The sequence below is a fragment of the Sulfolobus sp. E5-1-F genome, from assembly GCF_009601705.1.
GTDB lineage: Archaea > Thermoproteota > Thermoprotei_A > Sulfolobales > Sulfolobaceae > Saccharolobus.
The window spans coordinates 1,973,032-1,991,022 of sequence record NZ_CP045687.1; the positions used below are offsets into that span (position 1 = coordinate 1,973,032).

The window sequence follows — 17,991 nt, forward strand, 5'->3', positions numbered from 1 at the left end:
AGAGAAAACAATAACCTAGTATTAAGGGCCCGTCGTCTAGCCTGGTTAGGACGTCGCCCTGACACGGCGGAGGTCCTGGGTTCAAATCCCAGCGGGCCCAAACTTTTAATTTCATCATATTTTTATCGAAAAGTCAATTCATACAATATTAGCGGTTCATAACAGAAAGTCTCATATCTTTAGGGTAGCTAAAAAGAACAGACATAATGTTATGAGAACTTTTATTTTTACCCGTAATAAGTTATAAATGATAATCCTAGAAATTTTGTCAAGATATTAACAATTTGAAGTCAACTAATAATAGTTAAAACTGATTACTAGATAAATTATTAACCCTTAGACGGGTAAAGAAGTGTAAGTGTCTTCAAATCAAACAAATAAGCGTCTTTTATTGAAAGCTAGAAGAGTAGTTAAAGAAGGAAGATTTGTAAGTCTAACTCTTAAAGATACTTTGTATATGTTCTTTATTTATATTGGACGTAATAACGACTACGTGCTTAACCTTAATTATTGTAGTTGTCCATTCTATTTATTCAATGTACTTTTAAGAAACGAGTATGACTTTTGCTATCATACTTTAGGTTTAAAATACGCATTAGAAAAGGATCAGATAACAAAAATTGAGTTATACACGAAAGATTTTAAAGAAATATTAACCGAGATATACAGTTGTGGAAAATCTTTAAAACTAAGAAGAATATTGAACAGAGTGGAGAGTTAACTTTGAACGATGTGCAGTTAGTATTTATATCCGGAATTTTGATACTTACCTTTGTAATAATTTATATAATATTAATGGAATTTCCAATAAAGTCTTCAAGTACAAAAGATATTTATACGAAAAAGAAGAAAGGTAAAAGTAAATAGTGGTCGATTATGGGAGGAAAAAGACGAAAGAGGACTAAAATTATCAGAGTAAAGCCTAAATTACCTAAAACCTTCGAGTGTCCTAGATGTGGGAAGGTTTCAATTAGTGTAAAGATAAAAGATAATATTGCGACAATTACATGTGGGAATTGTGGCCTTTATACTGAAATTGAAGTGCCTCCTATATTTGATGAAGCAAATGCATATTCCAAATTCATAGACATGTACTTAGATGGAAGATTACAAATAAAAGAGAGAACGAATGAAAATATGGAAGAAGAAAATGAAATTGAAGGGGAAAGTGAAGAAATACCTCATGGACAAGTTGAATGATAATGAGAAATTGCATTTTTCTCTCCTAGATCCATTTAAAATTAATTCTAGTGAGGAGCTTAAATATATCGCAAAGAACTTATATGACGCAGGGACTGACGCATTTCTTATTGGAGGTACACTAGGTGTTTCTAAAGATAAATTAGATTTTGTCATATCCTTACTTGACGATTATGAGATACCGAAGATTGTATTTCCTAGCAATATAAACTTATTATCTGAGAAGGCTGATGCGTTGCTATTTTTATCCCTATTAAACTCTGATGATATATATTATGTAATAGGTGCTCAGATAGTTGCTGCTCCAATCATAAAAATGTTACAAATGGAGGTAATACCAACTGCTTATATAATAGTAGGACATGGAGGTACTGCAGCACATATAGGTAAGGCCAGAGTAATACCCTACGATAATTTTGAATTAGCAACTGCCTATACTTTAGCGGCGGAATATTTAGGAATGGATTTTGTTTACCTCGAAGCTGGATCTGGAGCCCCAGAACCAATAAGGCCAGAAATGATATCTTTTATCAAAAAGACTTCCAGTATTCCGTTAATTATAGGGGGTGGAATAAGAAGCGTAGAAGTTGCTTTGAAATTGATCGAAGCTGGGGCAAATATAATTGTTACTGGAAATATAATTGAAAGTGATGTCACTAAGGCAATAAAAATAATAAGGGGAATAAAGAATAAATAAGTAGAGAAAGAGGGATCTATAATGCCTTCACCAAAGAAGAAAAAAGACGTTGTTCCAGTAATGTCAATGGCAGGATTAATTAGATATTATGAGGAGGAAAACGAGAAAATTAAGATAAGTCCTAAAATTGTAATAGGAGCTAGTCTAGCATTAGCAATTATCGTTATAGTTATTACAAAACTATTTTAAAGCCATAATAAGAAGATTAATTATGGGACCCCTAGCGGGGGCAACGGGGTAAAACCCTGAGGAAACTCCGGCCTCCAACCCTTGCAAGAACCCCGTAAGGGGTAGGGATAGGATCCTTGGCAACTACACAGAAACGAAGTCCTAATACTAGATAGATGAGCGGAACTACTAGCAAGCAATTGCTAGTAGTACATGATAGATGAAAGTATTAGGACTTGAAACGGTAGACCTCTTGGGAGCAAGTCAAAGGGGGATGAGCAAAGGGTTGACCCCTTACAGTACGCTTAGTCGAATCCCCCAGTACAGAAGCCGGGTTATGCTAGGGGTCCCTACTAATGTATTAATGGAAGCCTCATCTACAATGTTTAAGTGATGTCTTATTCCCGTGATCTTTAGAGATTATAAAATAAATAGATGGAAAATTTAATGTTTAGCTACAATATAGTTCTTGTACCTCTCCAAAAGACAATACTTATCTTGGTCATCATCATCACCTATGTCATTATATATATTAATATATATTATTATATTAATCATTTTTAGATTATATTTTTGAAACTCATTTTAAGTTACTGATCATCCTTATACATAATTATATCTTTTCCCAAAATTAATTAATATAGATACATTAATTGTCGCAAAGTTCTTATAGCCATATAAAATTAAAACTCTGTGGATAAAAGTGGCTAGTGCGATAGTCCTTATAAATACAGACGCTGGAGGAGAAGAAGAGGTATTCGAAAAGCTAAAAAACATGAATGAAGTCGTGGAAGCGTACGTAGTTTATGGGGTATATGATATCGTAATAAAAGTTGAAACTGAGAATATGGATAAGCTTAAGAATTTCATTAGTAATTCCATACGAAAGATACCGAAAGTAAGATCGACATTAACAATGATAATAATGGAGGGAAGAAGTGTAATAAAGAAATGAAATATGTAATAGGAATTGATGACCATGATTCCTACAAGTTTGGATGTACTACACATTTTTCTATTATTCTAACCTCCTATTTATATAAAAATCATAGTACTATTTTATTAGACTTACCTTACTTAGTTAGATTAAATCCAAATGTACCTTGGAAAACAAGAGGCAATGCTAGTATAAAACTCGTTGTCGACTTTAATGGAACAAAGAAAGAGCTAGCGGATATAATTTTCTCGTATTCGGTTAAATATGCTAAAGATGTTTCACTAGCACTAGAACATGGAAGAAAACCTGGAATAGCAATAATCGAATATGATAAATATAAAACTTTATTCGAAGAACTATATAATTTCTATACTAAAGCAGTATCGGATATTGTTCCTATAGATTATGCGAAAAATTTCGCAGAAAAAAACGATATAGAAATTAGAGGGGATAGAGGTATTATCGGAAGTATTGCAGCGTTAGGAATGAGTGGAGACTATACCTATGAATTAATTACTTATAGGAAAAAAGAAAATTGGCTCAAAAAGAGAATGATAAATAAAGACTCAGTAAAGAAAGTAGATGAAGAGACGTTCCCGCTAACATTTGCAAATTACGATTATATAAATGATGTTCCCCTTATAACTCCACATGGAAGTGATCCAATCCTATATGGTATTAGAGGAACTTCCATTGAACATCTACTTAAAGCTATGAAATTGATAGAATCGGATGAAGATATTGATTTTTTCGCGGTGTTTAAGACTAATCAAAGTACTGATGTTCACTTCCAAAAAATTGGTAACTATTTCTATCAGCAAACTAGGAAAGTCGTAAAAATAAAAAATGTAAGGATACTTGAAGGAGGAGATGTAATAATTAGGACTACTGATGATGATGTGTTATTCGTGTATAAAGAAACCGGGGAGTTAAACAGTGCAGCTAAACTATTAAAGGAAGGTGACGAAATAGTAGCTTATGGCGCTATAAAGCCATCCATAGCTTATGGAAAGATCATAGAGCTGGAGAGATTTGAGATATTAAAATTATATGATACACAATTGGTCAATCCAAAATGCCCCATATGTGGTGGATCTACAAAATCTTTAGGAAAAAATAAGGGATATAAATGTAAAAAATGTAAATATATTATAAATACACATAATAAGAGTATAAAAAATATAATGAGAAACTTATCATTAGGAATGTATCAAACTAGAGCTTACAGGCATCTTACTAAGCCGATATTCTTAGAACTAGAAAATAATAATCAAAGTTTTTATGAAGAGAAAAAGTTCCTAGAGACATTCAGATCAGAATTATACAAGATTAATTATTATTATATTATTTAGTATGATGTTGTTTTACGTTGTGTACTACTCCAGTTGGCAGTTGCAAAAAATTCAATGCGTCGGTTTGTCATAGAGAAAAATAATGCACAACTTCACAACACCCTACCCTGCCCCTCACCGCTTATTTTGACACTATGGAAAACATTTTTTATATTTTCCTTCTTCTCTCTTCACATGGCTCAAAAAACGCTAATAGCTGTTATCGGTGTTTTGGTAGCATCCTTTTTATCTCTCTTCTTCTACATTCATATGTCTCAAACCACACAAACAGTTACATCTATCAACTTATCTAATATCAATTTTGCCGTGCCCCCTCTTCTAATTAATAACACTACCTATACTTATACTGGCAATACTAATAATTTCACTGGCAAAATCATTATACCCAACCAAACATCACCATGGTACATTCAATATCTACCAGAAATAATAATAACTGCCATTGTTGATGCATTTGTTATATCCCTCATCTTATCCCCAACTTTTAGACAGATATTAAGAAGATACCTCAAGCTGTAAACAGTTTTTATGATTTTGTTGAAATAGAAGCGGAAATTTACTCAATTTGCTCTGCGTCATTTTTTCTGTCTATTCATTTTTTACAATAACCTAAAACACAAAAGCGGGTTTAGAAAAAACTGTAGTACAGACGTCTGGCCTCCCGACAAATACAAACAAAGTGCTTCTGAAATTTATTTTCACATCACGTACGCAGTCAATAATTTACTTTTTTTGCACAATTGAGGAATTTTTGCCCCATTCTTTCAATTTCACAACTGTTTATGGCAAATGCCCCATGCTTAAAAGCTTATATCACGCAAAAGGGGCATAGTTAATATATGGGTTATAGAGTTTTCTCTGCCGGGCAATACAAAATACGTCAAAGAGGGAACAAGTATTACGTCTATAAGATAGAGAATGACGATAGAAATCACACAAAGGAAACTTACATAGGACCTTTAGACAAGATAATTAAAACATACATTAGGATTGGGAGTGTGGGGGTATCCCCACAGTGGACCGGCCGGGATTTGAACCCGGGACCTCTCGGGTGCAAACCGAGCACTCTTCCAGGCTGAGCTACCGGCCCTCGAATAAAATAAAGACAAGGATAGATTAAAAGTTTTACCCGTTTATATCTCAACTGACACCCCTTTATTTCTCTTGGAGATTACTTTAAACTATTCCTTCTTTTTATTATAGAGACTAAGAAATATACATTATACAAAGTGATTATATGCGGATAAAAACTAGAATTTATTGTATCGTAGAATTCTCCAAATGAAATGCTGGGGTATCCCTTTATATGATGTTTAACTTAGATTTTCCAGTGGAAATAAAGGGGTTTTTTACTCCCCGGTTAAATAGCTTACGTCTTAAAAACTGTGTTAGTATAAATGTTACAAAAGATGAGTGATATAATTGATGAGGTTATTTCTTCATTTAAGACCTCAAGTATCTTTGTAAACAGAGAATATTTAATGCCTGATTATATTCCAGACGAGTTACCACATAGAGAGGACCAGATAAAGAAAATTGCCAGCATTTTAGCTCCATTATATAGGGAAGAGAAACCCAACAATATCTTCATCTACGGTTTGACTGGAACAGGAAAGACGGCTGTAGTAAAGTTTGTTCTATCTAAATTACATAAAAAATTTTTTGGAAATTTTAAATATATCTATATTAACACTAGGCAGACAGATACACCATATAGAGTATTGGCTGATTTGTTGGAATCATTAGACGTAAAGGTTCCTTTTACTGGACTATCAATAGCTGAGCTTTACAGACGTTTAGTAAAAGCTGTAAGAGAGTATAATTCACAAGTTGTCATAGTTTTGGATGAGATAGATGCTTTTGTTAAGAAATATAACGACGATATTCTATATAGGTTAAGCAGGATCAATAGTGAAGTGAATAAGAGTAAAGTTTCGTTTATAGGAATAACTAATGATATTAAGTTTGTAGATCTATTGGACCCTAGAGTTAAAAGTAGCTTAAGCGAAGAAGAGGTAGTTTTTCCACCTTATAATGCTGAAGAGTTAGAAGATATTTTGACAAAGCGAGCTCAGATGGCATTTAAGCCTGGAGTTTTATCAGATAATGTAATTAAATTATGTGCAGCATTAGCTGCACGAGAGCACGGAGATGCACGTAGGGCATTAGATCTTTTGAGGGTAGCTGGTGAAATAGCTGAGAGATTGAAGGATTCTAAGGTTAAAGAAGAGTATGTACATTTAGCTAAGGAAGAAATAGAGAGAGATCGAGTAAGGGACATTATATTAACTCTTCCTTTTCACTCTAAGTTAGTTCTTACTGCAGTGGCCTCTATGTCTTCTAAAGAGAATGTAGTTTTGACTACTGGTGCTGTATATGAGAGTTATTTGGCTATTTGCAAGAAGTTAGGTGTAGAACCTATTACACAAAGAAGAGTTAGTGATATTATAAATGAATTAGACATGGTAGGTATATTAACAGCTAAGGTTGTAAATCGAGGTAGATATGGCAAGACTAAGGAGATAGGTTTGGCTATTGATAAAAATATAATTGTTAAATCTTTAATAGAAAGTGATAGTAGATTTGCTGATCTCTGGAGTTGATGACGGTTATTTTCCATTATCATATAAGGGAGGAAAAGGCAAAACTGCATTAGTTGTAGTTACTTTTTACGATTATGACCTGATTGATTTAGACTGGGGTCTAATAACTGTTGATGGAAATGACGCTACTTATGTTCTGAAGCAGTTGAAAAAAGGTGATATTCTTATTTTAGATGGTGTAATATTTGCTGGTTTCAACTATATTGTACCTTATTCTGATAACATGATTTTCTTTTATTCTAAGATGCCGAAGGTAGATCTGATTAAAAATGCTCTTATGAAGCACTTCCAGACTGATACGGAAAGAGTGAGAGAGATACTCTACGTTTTAAATAATCTTAAACAAATTCCCACAAAGAGGGGAAACGTTTTCCTTTATTCTACAGTCGAATTAAGCCTAGCTAAATCGATTATAGAGAAATATCAAATTTATTCGAAAATACCGGAGTTGTTGAGGAGTGCACATGTAATTGCAAGTAGTCTGGGAAGGTTTTTATCGCGTTATAAGAAAACAATATAAAAAATTTTACTTATCTGTACCTACTATCTCTCTTAATCTTTGATCTCCATGAATATCTAAGATGTACTTATATACAGGTTCCGGAACTAGCTCACTCCAATTATCGTTTAGGATTATAAGACGTCTAATATAAGTTGAGTTATACTTTTCTCTATTAAAAGCTGGAGGAATCTCTACTTTATATCCGGCTTCTTTGAATATTCTAACTACTAGCGGATTTCTGGCAAATACGACTTCAAATTTAGGGGTATAAGTACTTACATAATGTGCCCAAATGTTATTCATTAAAATATCTGGCATTGGTATTATAAATATTCTAGACAAATCTATCCCACTATACTTAAGAGAATTTCTTATCATTTCTACTCTTTCTCCTGCGGTAAATGGATTGGTTACTGTGTGACTTTCTTGTGAACTACCTACTAAAATTATTAACTCGTCAACTCTCTCTAAGCTCCACTTGATTACATTTAAATGACCTAGATGGAATGGCTGAAATCTCCCTGGGTATAACCCTCTAGGCATATCTCATCACCTTCTCTAACGTTTAATTTATCTTTTGCACTCCCTTTATTAATTCCTATTTCGACCATAAAATAACCGTTGAAGTAGATTAACAGCTCGTTTTCCATTCCGTAACCGAATGTTTTCACAAATCTACATTTATATTTAGAGTTATTTACCTTTATCTCTACGTTTTGACCATATTTGAAGTTATTTAGTAAAACTTCTTTAGGTATACTAGTTGCTATATTTCCAAAATGGTCTACATAAAGGATCTTTCCACAAATTTCATTCCCTAACGATTTATAGGTAAAATCTAATTTTGTAAGATCTTCGTATCTTAGCTGGTTTCCGAATATATCAGGTTCTACTCCAATTGAGATAAGAGCAGCAGCTACGGAGAAGATATCTCTACCATGGAAAGTATTCGAAATTGTTTTAGCTAAATATAGTTTCTCATTTTGTATCTCTATTATTTTTATTATTTTCTCAGAAGCTATAGCTGGGTATAACACACCATTATCTGGACCTATAAATACATAATTTTTTGTTTTTATTATTAAGGGTCTTCTGTTAGTACCTACCCCTGGATCTATAACCACAAGAAATATTGTATTTTTAGGAAAATATTTGTAAGATGTATATAATAGATATGCACCAGCAATCAGATTAAAAGGTTTGCTATTTCCAGTTATATATGTGATTTTGGCCTCTGGATTTATTTTCCTTATTACTGCCTCCATTACCCCATTATAGTTATCATTAAGCCCAAAATCAGTAAGTATTGCTATTTGACCTGAAATTCGCTTCATATTTATCAATTAGTAACTCTAGATAAGATTTTGTCGTTAACTTTCCTTTTATCTCATATTTTCTAATGAAGTTAGAAGTATAGTTCTGGATCTCTTGATCACTAATTTCATTAATGGCTTCTATTTCTATGAACTGCCCCAGGTTCTCGACTGAATCTAACGATATAATAAATGATTTATCTAAGTAATTTATTCTAGTCTTTTTGATAGTTATAACAGGATAAAATCCTATTTTCCCCAGAAGTTCAATTGTTTTATTAAGGTCATTTACAATTATAGATATTTCTTCTCGAGCTTTTAATGACGAGTGTAATTTAGGCCCCTTATATGTAAGCTCTATTCCTTTAGTATTAACCCTTATTCTAACTGCTTCATCAGTTATTTTGAAATTTCGGTAAACATAATTAAAATAAATATCTTCTTGTTTTTCTATATCCAATAATTTTAGTTCTTTTTCCAATGACTCTTTTAGCTCGTTTAATGATGGGTATTCAACTACTATTTTAACCTCTTTTTCGATCATTATTTCTCTGATGGAAAATCGCATAGCGAGATATTTAAGTGAACATGCCAATTTGTTTCATATTTCTCCTAGCTATAATGCTAAAAGATTAGCCTCTAAATATGGATTTTTAGATTATATGATAGAGCGATATTTGAATATGTTTAGTAATAAAGAAGAATTAGAAGAATATCTAAATTCTTGTAGTTTTCCTTTAAAAAAGAGTATTAGATGTAATACACTAAGAATTAATTGCAAAAAATTGGAAGAGATGATGCTAGATAAAGGATTTATTTTGGAAAAAGTCAAATGGCTTCAACATGGTTATATAATTAAAAAAACTCCACCTAAGCCATCTCTAGGTTCTACACTGGAGTATCTTATGGGATATTATCATATTCAAGGGCTAGCTTCTATGGTGCCAGCATACGTTCTAAATCCCTTACAAGATGATTTTGTTTTAGATATGGCTGCAGCACCAGGCGGGAAAACTACACAATTATCTCAAATAATGCAAAATAAAGGTTTGGTAGTAGCAGTTGAGAAAAAACGCAATAGAATTAGATCTCTTCTCAGTAATGTTAATAGGTTAGGAGCAGAAAATGTTATACTAATTAAAACCGATGTATCAAACTTAAGAAAAATAAATAAATTTCAATTCGATAGAATCTTATTAGATGCACCTTGTAGCGGTGAAGGATTAATACAAAGGGATCCTACTAGACGATATAAAACCACAATGGATGACTTAAGAGATTTTGCATATTTGCAGTTATCTCTAATCGAAATAGCATATGAACTCTTGAAAGAGGGTGGTTATATTGTTTATTCAACATGCAGTGTGGCACCGGAAGAGGACGAATTAATTGTTAATTTCGCCATCGAAGAGTTAGGTATGAAAACTATAAGTGTAGAAGGATATCCTGCTTCTAATGGATACGTAGAGTATTATAATACTAGATTTAATAATGATGTGAAGAATTGTTTAAGATTTTTTCCTCATATACAAGGTACTGAAGGGTTTTTCCTATGCCTTTTAAAGAAGGAATAAGGATGAGTTTTAGTGAAGTTAAAATAGATGAGGTTAAACCTAAACTTGAGATTATTTTCTCAAGATATGGTTGTTTAAATAAGTTAAGTACATTTATACTTAACAAATCGTTCTATGAACTTAAAGGAAAATATAATCAACTGTTTATGCTAGCTAATAATGTAAATAATATCCGTTTATCGGAGTTCCTAAGTAGTCTATTAAGTAAAGGTTTTCATCCATATTCCGTTGGTACGCCAATAATTATTTATGATAAGTCTGAGATCTTGCCTACTTTAGCTTTTGGAAGATATTTAGCTGAGATGTGTGAGAATAAGTTAGTAATATCAGATTACAATTTGATATATAAGATTATATATAAAAGACCTATATATATTAATTCTATGTATAATTATAATAATGATGTGATAATTGTAGATAAAATGAGCAATTTTATAGCATACGCAAAGGTTAAAAATAGGAAGAGAGGAGTGTATGAGGTAATACCAGTTAAAGATATAGGATGGTATTTAAGGCGCGGTGGATAAATATAAAAATTAGAAAGTAGAGGTATATGTCTAGTATAAATGTCTGGTGGTAATAGATGTCAAATGAAGTTGAGCAGAAAAAGAGTGTAAAAACAATTAATGATTTACCTGGAATTAGCCAGACTGTAATTAACAAGCTAATAGAAGCTGGTTACTCTTCCCTTGAAACCTTAGCCGTTGCATCTCCACAAGATCTGAGTGTAGCAGCTGGTATTCCGCTGTCTACAGCGCAAAAGATAATTAAAGAAGCTAGAGACGCATTAGATATAAGGTTTAAGACGGCTTTAGAAGTCAAAAAAGAGCGAATGAACGTTAAGAAAATATCTACCGGTAGTCAAGCATTAGACGGTCTTTTAGGTGGGGGTATAGAAACTAGGACTATGACTGAATTTTTCGGCGAATTTGGGTCTGGTAAGACGCAACTATGTCATCAGTTAAGTGTTAATGTACAATTACCACTTGAGAAAGGTGGCTTATCTGGTAAAGCAGTTTATATAGACACTGAAGGTACTTTTAGGTGGGAAAGAATTGAAAATATGGCTAAAGCTCTAGGATTAGATATTGATAATGTGATGAATAATATATATTATATAAGAGCGATAAATACAGATCACCAAATAGCTATTGTTGATGATTTGCAAGAGTTAGTCAGTAAAGATCCTTCAATTAAATTAATTGTTGTAGATTCTGTAACTTCTCATTTTAGGGCAGAATACCCTGGAAGAGAAAATTTAGCTATAAGGCAACAGAAGCTTAACAAACACTTACATCAATTAACCAGACTTGCAGAGGTTTATGATATTGCAGTGATTATAACTAATCAAGTAATGGCTAGGCCAGATATGTTTTATGGAGATCCCACCGTAGCAGTTGGTGGTCACACCCTTTATCACGTACCGGGGATAAGAATTCAGCTTAAAAAGAGCAGAGGAAATAGAAGGATAGCGAGAGTTGTTGACGCTCCGCATTTACCAGAAGGAGAAGTAGTGTTTGCATTAACTGAAGAAGGAATAAGGGACGCCGAAGAGTAAAAGTTAATATTTTATGTGTCAGTGAATAATATTTTACTTATGAATGTTTTATGGGCGCCATGGAGAGCTAAGTATATATCTGAAACCAGCAAGGCGAAACAAGACGAATGCTTATTTTGTAGAGTAATAAAAGAAGAGAACGACGAACAAAATTACGTAGTATATAGGGGAAAACATGCTTTCATAATACTTAATGCATTTCCTTATAATACTGCACATGTAATGGTCGTCCCTTATAGGCATATCCCTTCAATTGAGCTTTTAAGTAACGATGAAGCATTAGACATATTTAATTTAACTAGTGTCGCAATAAAAGCTATAAGAGAAATTTATACTCCAGATGGTTTCAACATAGGTGTAAATATAGGCAGAGTCGCTGGAGCGGGTATAGAAGCTCACATGCATGTGCATATTGTACCAAGATGGAATGGTGATTCCAATTTTATGCCAGTTATTTTTAATACTAAGGTTATGCCGGAGACACTTGGAGATACGTTTAAAAAATTAAATGCAAAAATTAATGAGATTATGAAGAAGCCCTCGAAATCTGAGTAATTGATGAAGGCAGGGTTTTACGGATGAATTATTTAGAATATTTTGATAGAATTAAGTTAGCAAAAGAGAAAATAGAAAAATATGTACATACTACTCCAATAGACTATTCTACAACATTTTCTAGGATTATAAACGCAAAAGTTTATCTTAAATTAGAAAACTTACAGAAAACGGGGTCATTTAAAGTTAGAGGTGCATTTAATAAACTATTATCTCTGAAGGAGGAAGACAAAAAGAAAGGCGTTATTGCCGTCTCAGCAGGTAATCATGCTCAAGGAGTCGCATATGCTGCCTCAACGTTAAATATTAGATCAACTATAGTGATGCCAGAAACAGCTCCAGCTTCTAAGTATTTAGCTACAAGATCCTATGGTGCAGAGGTGATCCTATATGGCAAGTATTTGCATGAGAGTATGAAGAAAGCAGAAGAATTAATTCAAAATACTGGTTTAATATTTGTTCATCCTTATGGCGATTTAGATGTGATAATCGGACAAGGTACTATAGGATTAGAATTATATGATATTGAACCAGATTACGTAATTATTCCAATAGGAGGTGGAGGACTAATTTCTGGTATAAGTATAGCTTTAAAGTATAGATTTCCAAATGTCAAGATAATAGGCGTTCAGTCTTCCTCTTCTCCTTCTATGAAGGTTTCTAAGAATCTTGGAAGACTTGTAGAAATAGAGCCGGGTTATTCTATAGCTGATGGCATACTAGTTAAATCTCCTTCTGAACTAACCTTTGGGATCATTAATGAATTAGTAGACGATATAGTATTAGTAGATGATGAAGAAATTGCTGAAGCAATAGTTTTACTACTAGAAAGAAGTAAAACATTAGCAGAAGGAGCAGGAGCTGCTTCACTAGCGTCAATAATCTCGGGGAAGGTTAAAGTGAATGGAATAGGCAAAAGGGTAATTTCACTAATAAGTGGAGGGAATATTGACTTGTCCTTATTATCTACTCTAACTGAGAAGTTCTTATATAGGCAAAAAAGGGTCGTCAAAGTAAGGGTAATAGTTCCAGATAAGCCAGGGCAATTAAATAAAGTATTAAGTTATGTGGTTAAGATCAGAGGTAATATAATCGATATAGTTCACGATAGGCATAGTAGCGATGTACTACCAGGATATACTAAAATATATATAACTTTCGAGCTTCAATCTTCAGAAGCTCTTAGCTCACTTTTGATGAATTTAGCAAATGAAGGAATAGATGTTAAAATTGTAGAATAGTTTATAAGTCATTTATGTAGAGATTTTAGATGGTAGATGCAGATGGAATTTATTATTTAGGTCCGGAGGGAAGTTTTACACACGAGGCAGCTACTCTGCTTAATGAAGGAAATTTGAAGAGTGAATTAACAATATCTTTAGTATTTAAGAAAGTCAAGGAAAGAGAAGGTTCTATAGGTATAGTTCCAATAGAAAATAGCATAGAAGGACCGGTAAATGAAACCCTTGATAATCTCTACACTTATGATAATATATATGTTGTAGGCGAGATTGAGAGAAAGATAGAACTCGCTTTAGCTGCTAGAAGTACTGATTTGAGTCAGATTAAGAGAATATACTCACATCCCCATGCTTTCAATGAGGCTAGAGAAAAGTTAAAGGAGTTAGGCTTTAACGAATACATACCAGTAGAAAGTACTTCAAAGGCTGCACAGATTGTATCTCGAGATTCGGAGGCTGCGGCTATTTGTTCTACTTTTGCAGCTAAGCTTTATAATTTAAAAGTTCTCTTCACAATTAATCCACATAATAATTATACTAGATTTGTAGTTCTATCTAAAAAAATGAGCTCTAATGGAACTAAGTCAATGATATTATTTACTGTTCCTCATAAGCCTGGAGCTCTTTATAAGGTTCTTCAAATATTTTATGAATATAATATAAATATTTCGATGATATATTCTAGGCCATTGAAATCAATACCTTGGCAATATTACTTTTATTTAGAGTATGAAGGCGATATCTCAAATCATGAGTTTATTGAAAAACTAGCTAAGTCTACATCTGTATTAAAAATAAAAGGATCTTTCTCTAAACTAAATAACGATTCCAGGTTTTAGGTTCTCTAAGCTGAATAATATCATGTAGCTTCTTGAATCTGTTTCTTTTGAAATCTCTTTTGCTACACTTCTTATAGTTTCTTTCTTACTTGCATGTATCATACTGTAGCACAAATATTTCCAACTTTCATCGTTAGATTCTCTAAGTACTACATGTGTAGCCTCCGGGATGTTTAAAGCTAACTTTTCACAAGCTTTTTCTACATTATTAGTATCTAGAAGAACCATTCCATTTTCAACTATTCCTATTTTCTCTCCATTAAGAGTTGCCCCATAATCTTTAATTACGTTTTTATCATATAATTCTTTAACTAATTCAATTAGCTCATCTTCTTTCATTTTATGTTTTTCAGCTATTTCTTTAAATGGCCTTTGTGAAATTTTTAATGGATAAGATAGCTCTGTTAATAACTGTTTATCTATTCCTAGTTCTTCTGCTGTAGGAACTCTATTAAGACTCCTTATGGAGTTATTTGGACTCCATGATACACCTCTTATAACATCATATTTTACACTTAATTTCAATGTTCTTTTAGAATATAATATAATATAATCATTACAATCCACCTGGCTAAGTAATTCTTTAACATTCTTGTTTAGCGTATCTCTATCACTTGCTTTTAAAACAAACCATATATTATACTTTGGATGATCCCTAACATAATTGTGAGTTAGTTCTTTAATTCCTAGTGCAATCTTCCTAAACCTTTCTATCTTATCTGGAGGAATACGTGCTGCAATTAACGCTCCATCCATTCCCTTTGCTCTAAAACTAACATACATTCCTATTCTTTTAATTACACCATTTTCTAGTAGTTTTTTAATTCTATTTAATAATTCTTCCTCGGAAATTTTTAGTTCTTCACTAATAATTTTAAAAGGTTCAGGATCAAAGGGAAAGTCGTATTCTAGTTTCATCAATATTTCCTTATCAATATCTGAAATTTCGGATAAATCCATAATTTAAAAAGCACTAACGTGATATATTAATCTAACCCTAACTTAATAGCAATTCCTCTTGCGGCCAATATACCAGTTGCAGCAGCTACGTTTATTCCCCTAGAAAGTCCAGTCCCATCACCAGCTGCAAATAAATTATCCACTACAGTTTCCATATTATTATCCACTACAGCTCTTACGCTATAATATTTTATTTCAGGCGCATATAGAAGTGTATTTGAAGAGAATATACCTGGCGCTATACTATCTAGCCTTTCTAAACCATCTATTAAATTATCCACTACTCTATAAGGAAGTCCCATACTTATATCACCTGGTGTTACATCTCTTAAAGTTGGTTTTACGGTAGATCTGTTTATTCTCTCCCATGTACTCCTTCTTCCTTTTTGAAAATCTATCAGCCTTTGCAATATTGGTTTACCACCACCTAGTCTAGTCATTAATCTAGCTATGCTCTTTCCATATTCTATAGTATCCTCAAGTGGATCTGAAAGCTTAATAGTAGTTAAGAATGCGAAATTAGTATTATTACTCTTTTTATCAACATAGGTTTCTCCATTAACTCCAATAGTTCCATCGTCATAAACCTCCTTCATAATATATCCTCTTGGATTAACACAGAACGTTCTTACTTTATCGTCATATCTCTTAGAGTATAATATCACCTTGGGATCCCATACAGCTTCTGTAAGTTCATCAAACACAAATGACTCAGTTTCTACTCTTACTCCTATATCTAATGGCCCTGGTATTGTATCAACCCCTAATTTTTTAGATTGCTCATAGAACCATTTAGCACCGGCTCTTCCCGGGGCCACAAGGACTATTCTAGACTCTATTTCACCTCTTGAAGTTTTAAGTAGGAATTTATTACCCTTCTTTTCTATATCTATAACCTCAGTTAGCTCTCCTATTTTAATTCCCTTCTTTTCAACATAGTTTACAATATTCTCTATTATTAATGGTGTTTTATCGGTCCCCATATGTCTTTGCCTAATTGGAACAAACTCAGCACCTACTTTTGCAGCTCTTCTTTGTATTTCTTTGACTTTTTCCATATTTGGTTCAAATACTCTGTCCTTTGGTGCTCCAAATTTTACGAAAATATCGTCAACGTAGTTTATTAATTCTTGTGCCTTATCCCAACTTCTAGTTATTTCATGCAATTCTCCTCCAATATCTGGCCTTAGGTTTATTATTCCACTACTGAACGTTCCCGCTCCACCAAAACCATACATGATATGACATGGATCACAAAATGTACATTTCTCCTTCGGAGATAAAAGTGGGCAAGTTCTTTTACTTGCTCTAGCTCCCTTATCAACTAATAATATCTTATAGTTAGTAACATTTTCTTTAGCCAAACTCACTAGCTCATACGCAGCGAATAGCCCAGCTGGACCTCCTCCGATTATCACAACATCATAAGAGCTCATTTATTCCACCTCCTCTCTCAGATCTATCATATCGTATGCATCTTCTCCAGTGCCAATAAGTCCAATAGGTGTTTTTAGCTCTTCTTCTAATTCATCTAACCACTTCCTAGCCTCAGCAGGTAATTTTTCATATTCTCTCACTCTATATGCGTCCTTAAATAAGGCATCTAGTTTAGTTATCGCAACTATTGTAGCTGAATTTATTCTAATTGCTTCTCTAGCAAGTTTAACGTTAAATGGTGCTACTCTCCTTAATCTTCCAGTTACCGTACCATATTCTGTTAAACCGAGTTTTTTTGCGTCTTCTTCTGTTAACTCACCTTCCAGTGGACCTTTTCCTACTCTGGTGACGTAACTCTTGAAGGTAATTATTATGTGATCTACATATTTTGGTCCTATTCCAGCCTCGCTTAATATCCCTGATGCAGTAGTGTTTCTACTAGTTACGTATGGATACTCGCCATGGTATAGACTTAAATAATGTCCTTGCGTTCCTTCTATAAGGATATTGTGACCATTATCTAAGTAATCCAATATTTTATTAGGAACATCTATGATAAACTTCTCAAGTTCTTTGTAATCTTTTGCTAACTTTAATTTTCTTAATATTCTTTTACTTTCTGCATAACCTACACCTTGACCAGTGCTTCCAATTACATTTATAAGATGTGGATCGTTTTTCTCTTCTCTTACCTCATCTTCAGTTATGATTCCAACATGAGAATCAATATATAATCTATCATAAGTTTCAGTTTCTCTCATCTCCTTAAATAGGACTTCTAATGACGTAAGTGCACCAGGAGCTAGAGCTAATTCTGTGGATTTATTTACAAATGCAGATGGAATAATCCTTAGCTTCCATATCTTTCCCGAATATATAACGGTATGTCCGGCATTAATAGATCCAGTTCTCACGCTTAATTTTGGTTTATCTTTAATACCCAAATAAGCCGCTACTTTTCCCTTTCCTTCATCGCCAAAAAATCCTCCAACTACTAATTCTAGCATCAAACACCGTTTTGTATACCTCTACTCTATCTTATTTAAACATATCTA

At 33.1% G+C, this 17,991-nt stretch carries 21 protein-coding genes, 2 tRNA genes, 1 other RNA gene and 1 pseudogene; 18 read left to right on the forward strand and 7 right to left on the reverse strand.

Translation table 11 applies throughout. The annotated features are described in order from the left end of the window. The first annotated feature begins 25 nt into the window (after positions 1-25). The 10 genes and pseudogenes from GFS03_RS10270 to GFS03_RS10320 form a co-directional block, all read left to right on the forward strand. A tRNA-Val gene (locus tag GFS03_RS10270) sits at positions 26-100 on the forward strand. Between the two features lie 258 nt (positions 101-358). Then, a complete protein-coding gene (locus GFS03_RS10275) occupies positions 359-721 on the forward strand; it encodes an SWIM zinc finger family protein (protein WP_153423999.1) in 363 nt (120 codons plus the stop codon). Between the two features lie 155 nt (positions 722-876). Continuing rightward, entirely contained in the window at positions 877-1,200 is a 324-nt protein-coding gene (locus GFS03_RS10285) for a transcription elongation factor (protein WP_153424001.1), read from the forward strand. After that, positions 1,130-1,897: a geranylgeranylglyceryl/heptaprenylglyceryl phosphate synthase gene (locus tag GFS03_RS10290; protein WP_153424002.1), complete on the forward strand. Its 768-nt coding sequence runs from the start codon at positions 1,130-1,132 to the stop codon at positions 1,895-1,897. Before GFS03_RS10285 ends, GFS03_RS10290 begins: the two co-directional genes overlap by 71 nt. 21 nt (positions 1,898-1,918) lie before the next feature. Beyond that, positions 1,919-2,086 carry a preprotein translocase subunit Sec61beta gene (locus tag GFS03_RS10295; RefSeq protein WP_153424003.1) on the forward strand — a complete coding sequence of 56 codons (168 nt, stop codon included), beginning with the start codon at positions 1,919-1,921 and terminating at the stop codon, positions 2,084-2,086. Positions 2,087-2,110: 24 nt separating this feature from the next. Further along, an RNA gene (rnpB, locus tag GFS03_RS10300) (RNase P RNA component) lies at positions 2,111-2,416 on the forward strand. A gap of 352 nt (positions 2,417-2,768) precedes the next feature. Continuing rightward, a complete protein-coding gene (locus GFS03_RS10305; protein ID WP_009990524.1) occupies positions 2,769-3,020 on the forward strand; it encodes an Lrp/AsnC ligand binding domain-containing protein in 252 nt (83 codons plus the stop codon). After that, positions 3,017-4,354, forward strand: coding sequence for a tRNA(Ile)(2)-agmatinylcytidine synthase (locus GFS03_RS10310; protein WP_153424004.1), 1,338 nt, complete (start codon positions 3,017-3,019; stop codon positions 4,352-4,354). The genes GFS03_RS10305 and GFS03_RS10310 overlap by 4 nt, the downstream gene beginning before the upstream one ends. A gap of 174 nt (positions 4,355-4,528) precedes the next feature. After that, positions 4,529-4,873, forward strand: a complete 345-nt coding sequence (locus GFS03_RS10315; RefSeq protein ID WP_153424005.1) for a hypothetical protein — start codon at positions 4,529-4,531, stop codon at positions 4,871-4,873. A 320-nt stretch (positions 4,874-5,193) separates the two neighbouring features. Beyond that, positions 5,194-5,337 (forward strand): annotated as a pseudogene (locus GFS03_RS10320) (putative integrase); the annotation flags it as partial. A 33-nt stretch (positions 5,338-5,370) separates the two neighbouring features. Here the strand turns inward: GFS03_RS10320 and GFS03_RS10325 are convergent. Then, positions 5,371-5,444, reverse strand: a tRNA-Ala gene (locus tag GFS03_RS10325). 319 nt (positions 5,445-5,763) lie between these two features. On the opposite strand from GFS03_RS10325, the gene GFS03_RS10330 reads away from it, so the two are divergent. Further along, positions 5,764-6,957, forward strand: a complete 1,194-nt coding sequence (locus GFS03_RS10330) for a Cdc6/Cdc18 family protein (protein ID WP_153424006.1) — start codon at positions 5,764-5,766, stop codon at positions 6,955-6,957. Further along, positions 6,938-7,477, forward strand: coding sequence for a DUF99 family protein (locus tag GFS03_RS10335; protein ID WP_153424583.1), 540 nt, complete (start codon positions 6,938-6,940; stop codon positions 7,475-7,477). The genes GFS03_RS10330 and GFS03_RS10335 overlap by 20 nt, the downstream gene beginning before the upstream one ends. A gap of 6 nt (positions 7,478-7,483) precedes the next feature. On the opposite strand, the gene GFS03_RS10340 is transcribed toward GFS03_RS10335, so the two are convergent. From GFS03_RS10340 to cyaB, 3 genes are read right to left on the reverse strand one after another with little or no spacing between them, the layout of a single operon-like run. Next, entirely contained in the window at positions 7,484-8,002 is a 519-nt protein-coding gene (locus GFS03_RS10340) for a nicotinamide-nucleotide adenylyltransferase (RefSeq protein WP_153424007.1), read from the reverse strand. Further along, complete coding sequence (locus GFS03_RS10345; protein WP_153424008.1) at positions 7,957-8,793, reverse strand: SAM hydrolase/SAM-dependent halogenase family protein; 837 nt, start codon at positions 8,791-8,793, stop codon at positions 7,957-7,959. The genes GFS03_RS10340 and GFS03_RS10345 overlap by 46 nt, the downstream gene beginning before the upstream one ends. Next, complete coding sequence (gene cyaB, locus GFS03_RS10350; RefSeq protein WP_153424009.1) at positions 8,756-9,316, reverse strand: class IV adenylate cyclase; 561 nt, start codon at positions 9,314-9,316, stop codon at positions 8,756-8,758. The genes GFS03_RS10345 and cyaB overlap by 38 nt, the downstream gene beginning before the upstream one ends. Before the next feature lie 10 nt (positions 9,317-9,326). Here cyaB and GFS03_RS10355 point away from each other — a divergent pair, with 10 nt between their 5' ends. Genes GFS03_RS10355 through GFS03_RS10380 form a run of 6 tightly spaced genes read left to right on the forward strand, consistent with a single transcriptional unit; the run spans position 9,327 to position 14,539 of the window. Next, on the forward strand, positions 9,327-10,346 hold the full coding sequence (locus GFS03_RS10355) for an RsmB/NOP family class I SAM-dependent RNA methyltransferase (RefSeq protein ID WP_153424010.1): 1,020 nt from the start codon (positions 9,327-9,329) through the stop codon (positions 10,344-10,346). Next, the gene (locus GFS03_RS10360; RefSeq protein WP_153424011.1) at positions 10,325-10,873 is read left to right on the forward strand and encodes a hypothetical protein; all 549 of its coding nucleotides are present in this window, start codon (positions 10,325-10,327) and stop codon (positions 10,871-10,873) included. Before GFS03_RS10355 ends, GFS03_RS10360 begins: the two co-directional genes overlap by 22 nt. A 56-nt stretch (positions 10,874-10,929) precedes the next feature. Further along, positions 10,930-11,904, forward strand: a complete 975-nt coding sequence (gene radA / locus GFS03_RS10365) for a DNA repair and recombination protein RadA (RefSeq protein ID WP_153424012.1) — start codon at positions 10,930-10,932, stop codon at positions 11,902-11,904. 39 nt (positions 11,905-11,943) lie between these two features. Continuing rightward, the gene (locus tag GFS03_RS10370; protein ID WP_153424013.1) at positions 11,944-12,459 is read left to right on the forward strand and encodes an HIT family protein; all 516 of its coding nucleotides are present in this window, start codon (positions 11,944-11,946) and stop codon (positions 12,457-12,459) included. A 23-nt stretch (positions 12,460-12,482) separates the two neighbouring features. Beyond that, a complete protein-coding gene (gene ilvA / locus GFS03_RS10375; RefSeq protein ID WP_153424014.1) occupies positions 12,483-13,700 on the forward strand; it encodes a threonine ammonia-lyase in 1,218 nt (405 codons plus the stop codon). Positions 13,701-13,729: 29 nt separating this feature from the next. Continuing rightward, complete coding sequence (locus tag GFS03_RS10380; protein ID WP_153424015.1) at positions 13,730-14,539, forward strand: prephenate dehydratase; 810 nt, start codon at positions 13,730-13,732, stop codon at positions 14,537-14,539. Here the strand turns inward: GFS03_RS10380 and GFS03_RS10385 are convergent. Genes GFS03_RS10385 through GFS03_RS10395 form a run of 3 tightly spaced genes read right to left on the reverse strand, consistent with a single transcriptional unit; the run spans position 14,516 to position 17,943 of the window. Then, positions 14,516-15,499 (reverse strand): Lrp/AsnC family transcriptional regulator, encoded by a 984-nt coding sequence (locus tag GFS03_RS10385; RefSeq protein WP_153424016.1) that lies wholly within the window; start codon positions 15,497-15,499, stop codon positions 14,516-14,518. The genes GFS03_RS10380 and GFS03_RS10385 overlap by 24 nt on opposite strands. A gap of 26 nt (positions 15,500-15,525) precedes the next feature. Continuing rightward, positions 15,526-16,935: an NAD(P)/FAD-dependent oxidoreductase gene (locus GFS03_RS10390; RefSeq protein ID WP_153424017.1), complete on the reverse strand. Its 1,410-nt coding sequence runs from the start codon at positions 16,933-16,935 to the stop codon at positions 15,526-15,528. Next, complete coding sequence (locus GFS03_RS10395; protein ID WP_153424018.1) at positions 16,936-17,943, reverse strand: adenylosuccinate synthetase; 1,008 nt, start codon at positions 17,941-17,943, stop codon at positions 16,936-16,938. Positions 17,944-17,991 lie beyond the last annotated feature (48 nt).

Bases quoted from the DNA above. Each gene is read 5' to 3' on its own strand.
- GFS03_RS10315 (WP_153424005.1), top strand. From the start codon at position 4,529: ATGGCTCAAAAAACGCTAATAGCTGTTATCGGTGTTTTGGTAGCATCC.
- GFS03_RS10295 (WP_153424003.1), top strand. From the start codon at position 1,919: ATGCCTTCACCAAAGAAGAAAAAAGACGTTGTTCCAGTAATGTCAATG.
- GFS03_RS10370 (WP_153424013.1), top strand. From the start codon at position 11,944: ATGAATGTTTTATGGGCGCCATGGAGAGCTAAGTATATATCTGAAACC.
- GFS03_RS10330 (WP_153424006.1), top strand. From the start codon at position 5,764: ATGAGTGATATAATTGATGAGGTTATTTCTTCATTTAAGACCTCAAGT.
- GFS03_RS10340 (WP_153424007.1), bottom strand. From the start codon at position 8,002: ATGCCTAGAGGGTTATACCCAGGGAGATTTCAGCCATTCCATCTAGGT.
- GFS03_RS10345 (WP_153424008.1), bottom strand. From the start codon at position 8,793: ATGAAGCGAATTTCAGGTCAAATAGCAATACTTACTGATTTTGGGCTT.
- GFS03_RS10360 (WP_153424011.1), top strand. From the start codon at position 10,325: ATGCCTTTTAAAGAAGGAATAAGGATGAGTTTTAGTGAAGTTAAAATA.
- GFS03_RS10290 (WP_153424002.1), top strand. From the start codon at position 1,130: ATGAAAATATGGAAGAAGAAAATGAAATTGAAGGGGAAAGTGAAGAAA.
- GFS03_RS10285 (WP_153424001.1), top strand. From the start codon at position 877: ATGGGAGGAAAAAGACGAAAGAGGACTAAAATTATCAGAGTAAAGCCT.
- GFS03_RS10380 (WP_153424015.1), top strand. From the start codon at position 13,730: ATGGTAGATGCAGATGGAATTTATTATTTAGGTCCGGAGGGAAGTTTT.
- GFS03_RS10385 (WP_153424016.1), bottom strand. From the start codon at position 15,499: ATGGATTTATCCGAAATTTCAGATATTGATAAGGAAATATTGATGAAA.
- GFS03_RS10390 (WP_153424017.1), bottom strand. From the start codon at position 16,935: ATGAGCTCTTATGATGTTGTGATAATCGGAGGAGGTCCAGCTGGGCTA.
- ilvA (WP_153424014.1), top strand. From the start codon at position 12,483: ATGAATTATTTAGAATATTTTGATAGAATTAAGTTAGCAAAAGAGAAA.
- GFS03_RS10310 (WP_153424004.1), top strand. From the start codon at position 3,017: ATGAAATATGTAATAGGAATTGATGACCATGATTCCTACAAGTTTGGA.
- cyaB (WP_153424009.1), bottom strand. From the start codon at position 9,316: ATGATCGAAAAAGAGGTTAAAATAGTAGTTGAATACCCATCATTAAAC.
- radA (WP_153424012.1), top strand. From the start codon at position 10,930: ATGTCAAATGAAGTTGAGCAGAAAAAGAGTGTAAAAACAATTAATGAT.
- GFS03_RS10355 (WP_153424010.1), top strand. From the start codon at position 9,327: ATGGAAAATCGCATAGCGAGATATTTAAGTGAACATGCCAATTTGTTT.
- GFS03_RS10395 (WP_153424018.1), bottom strand. From the start codon at position 17,943: ATGCTAGAATTAGTAGTTGGAGGATTTTTTGGCGATGAAGGAAAGGGA.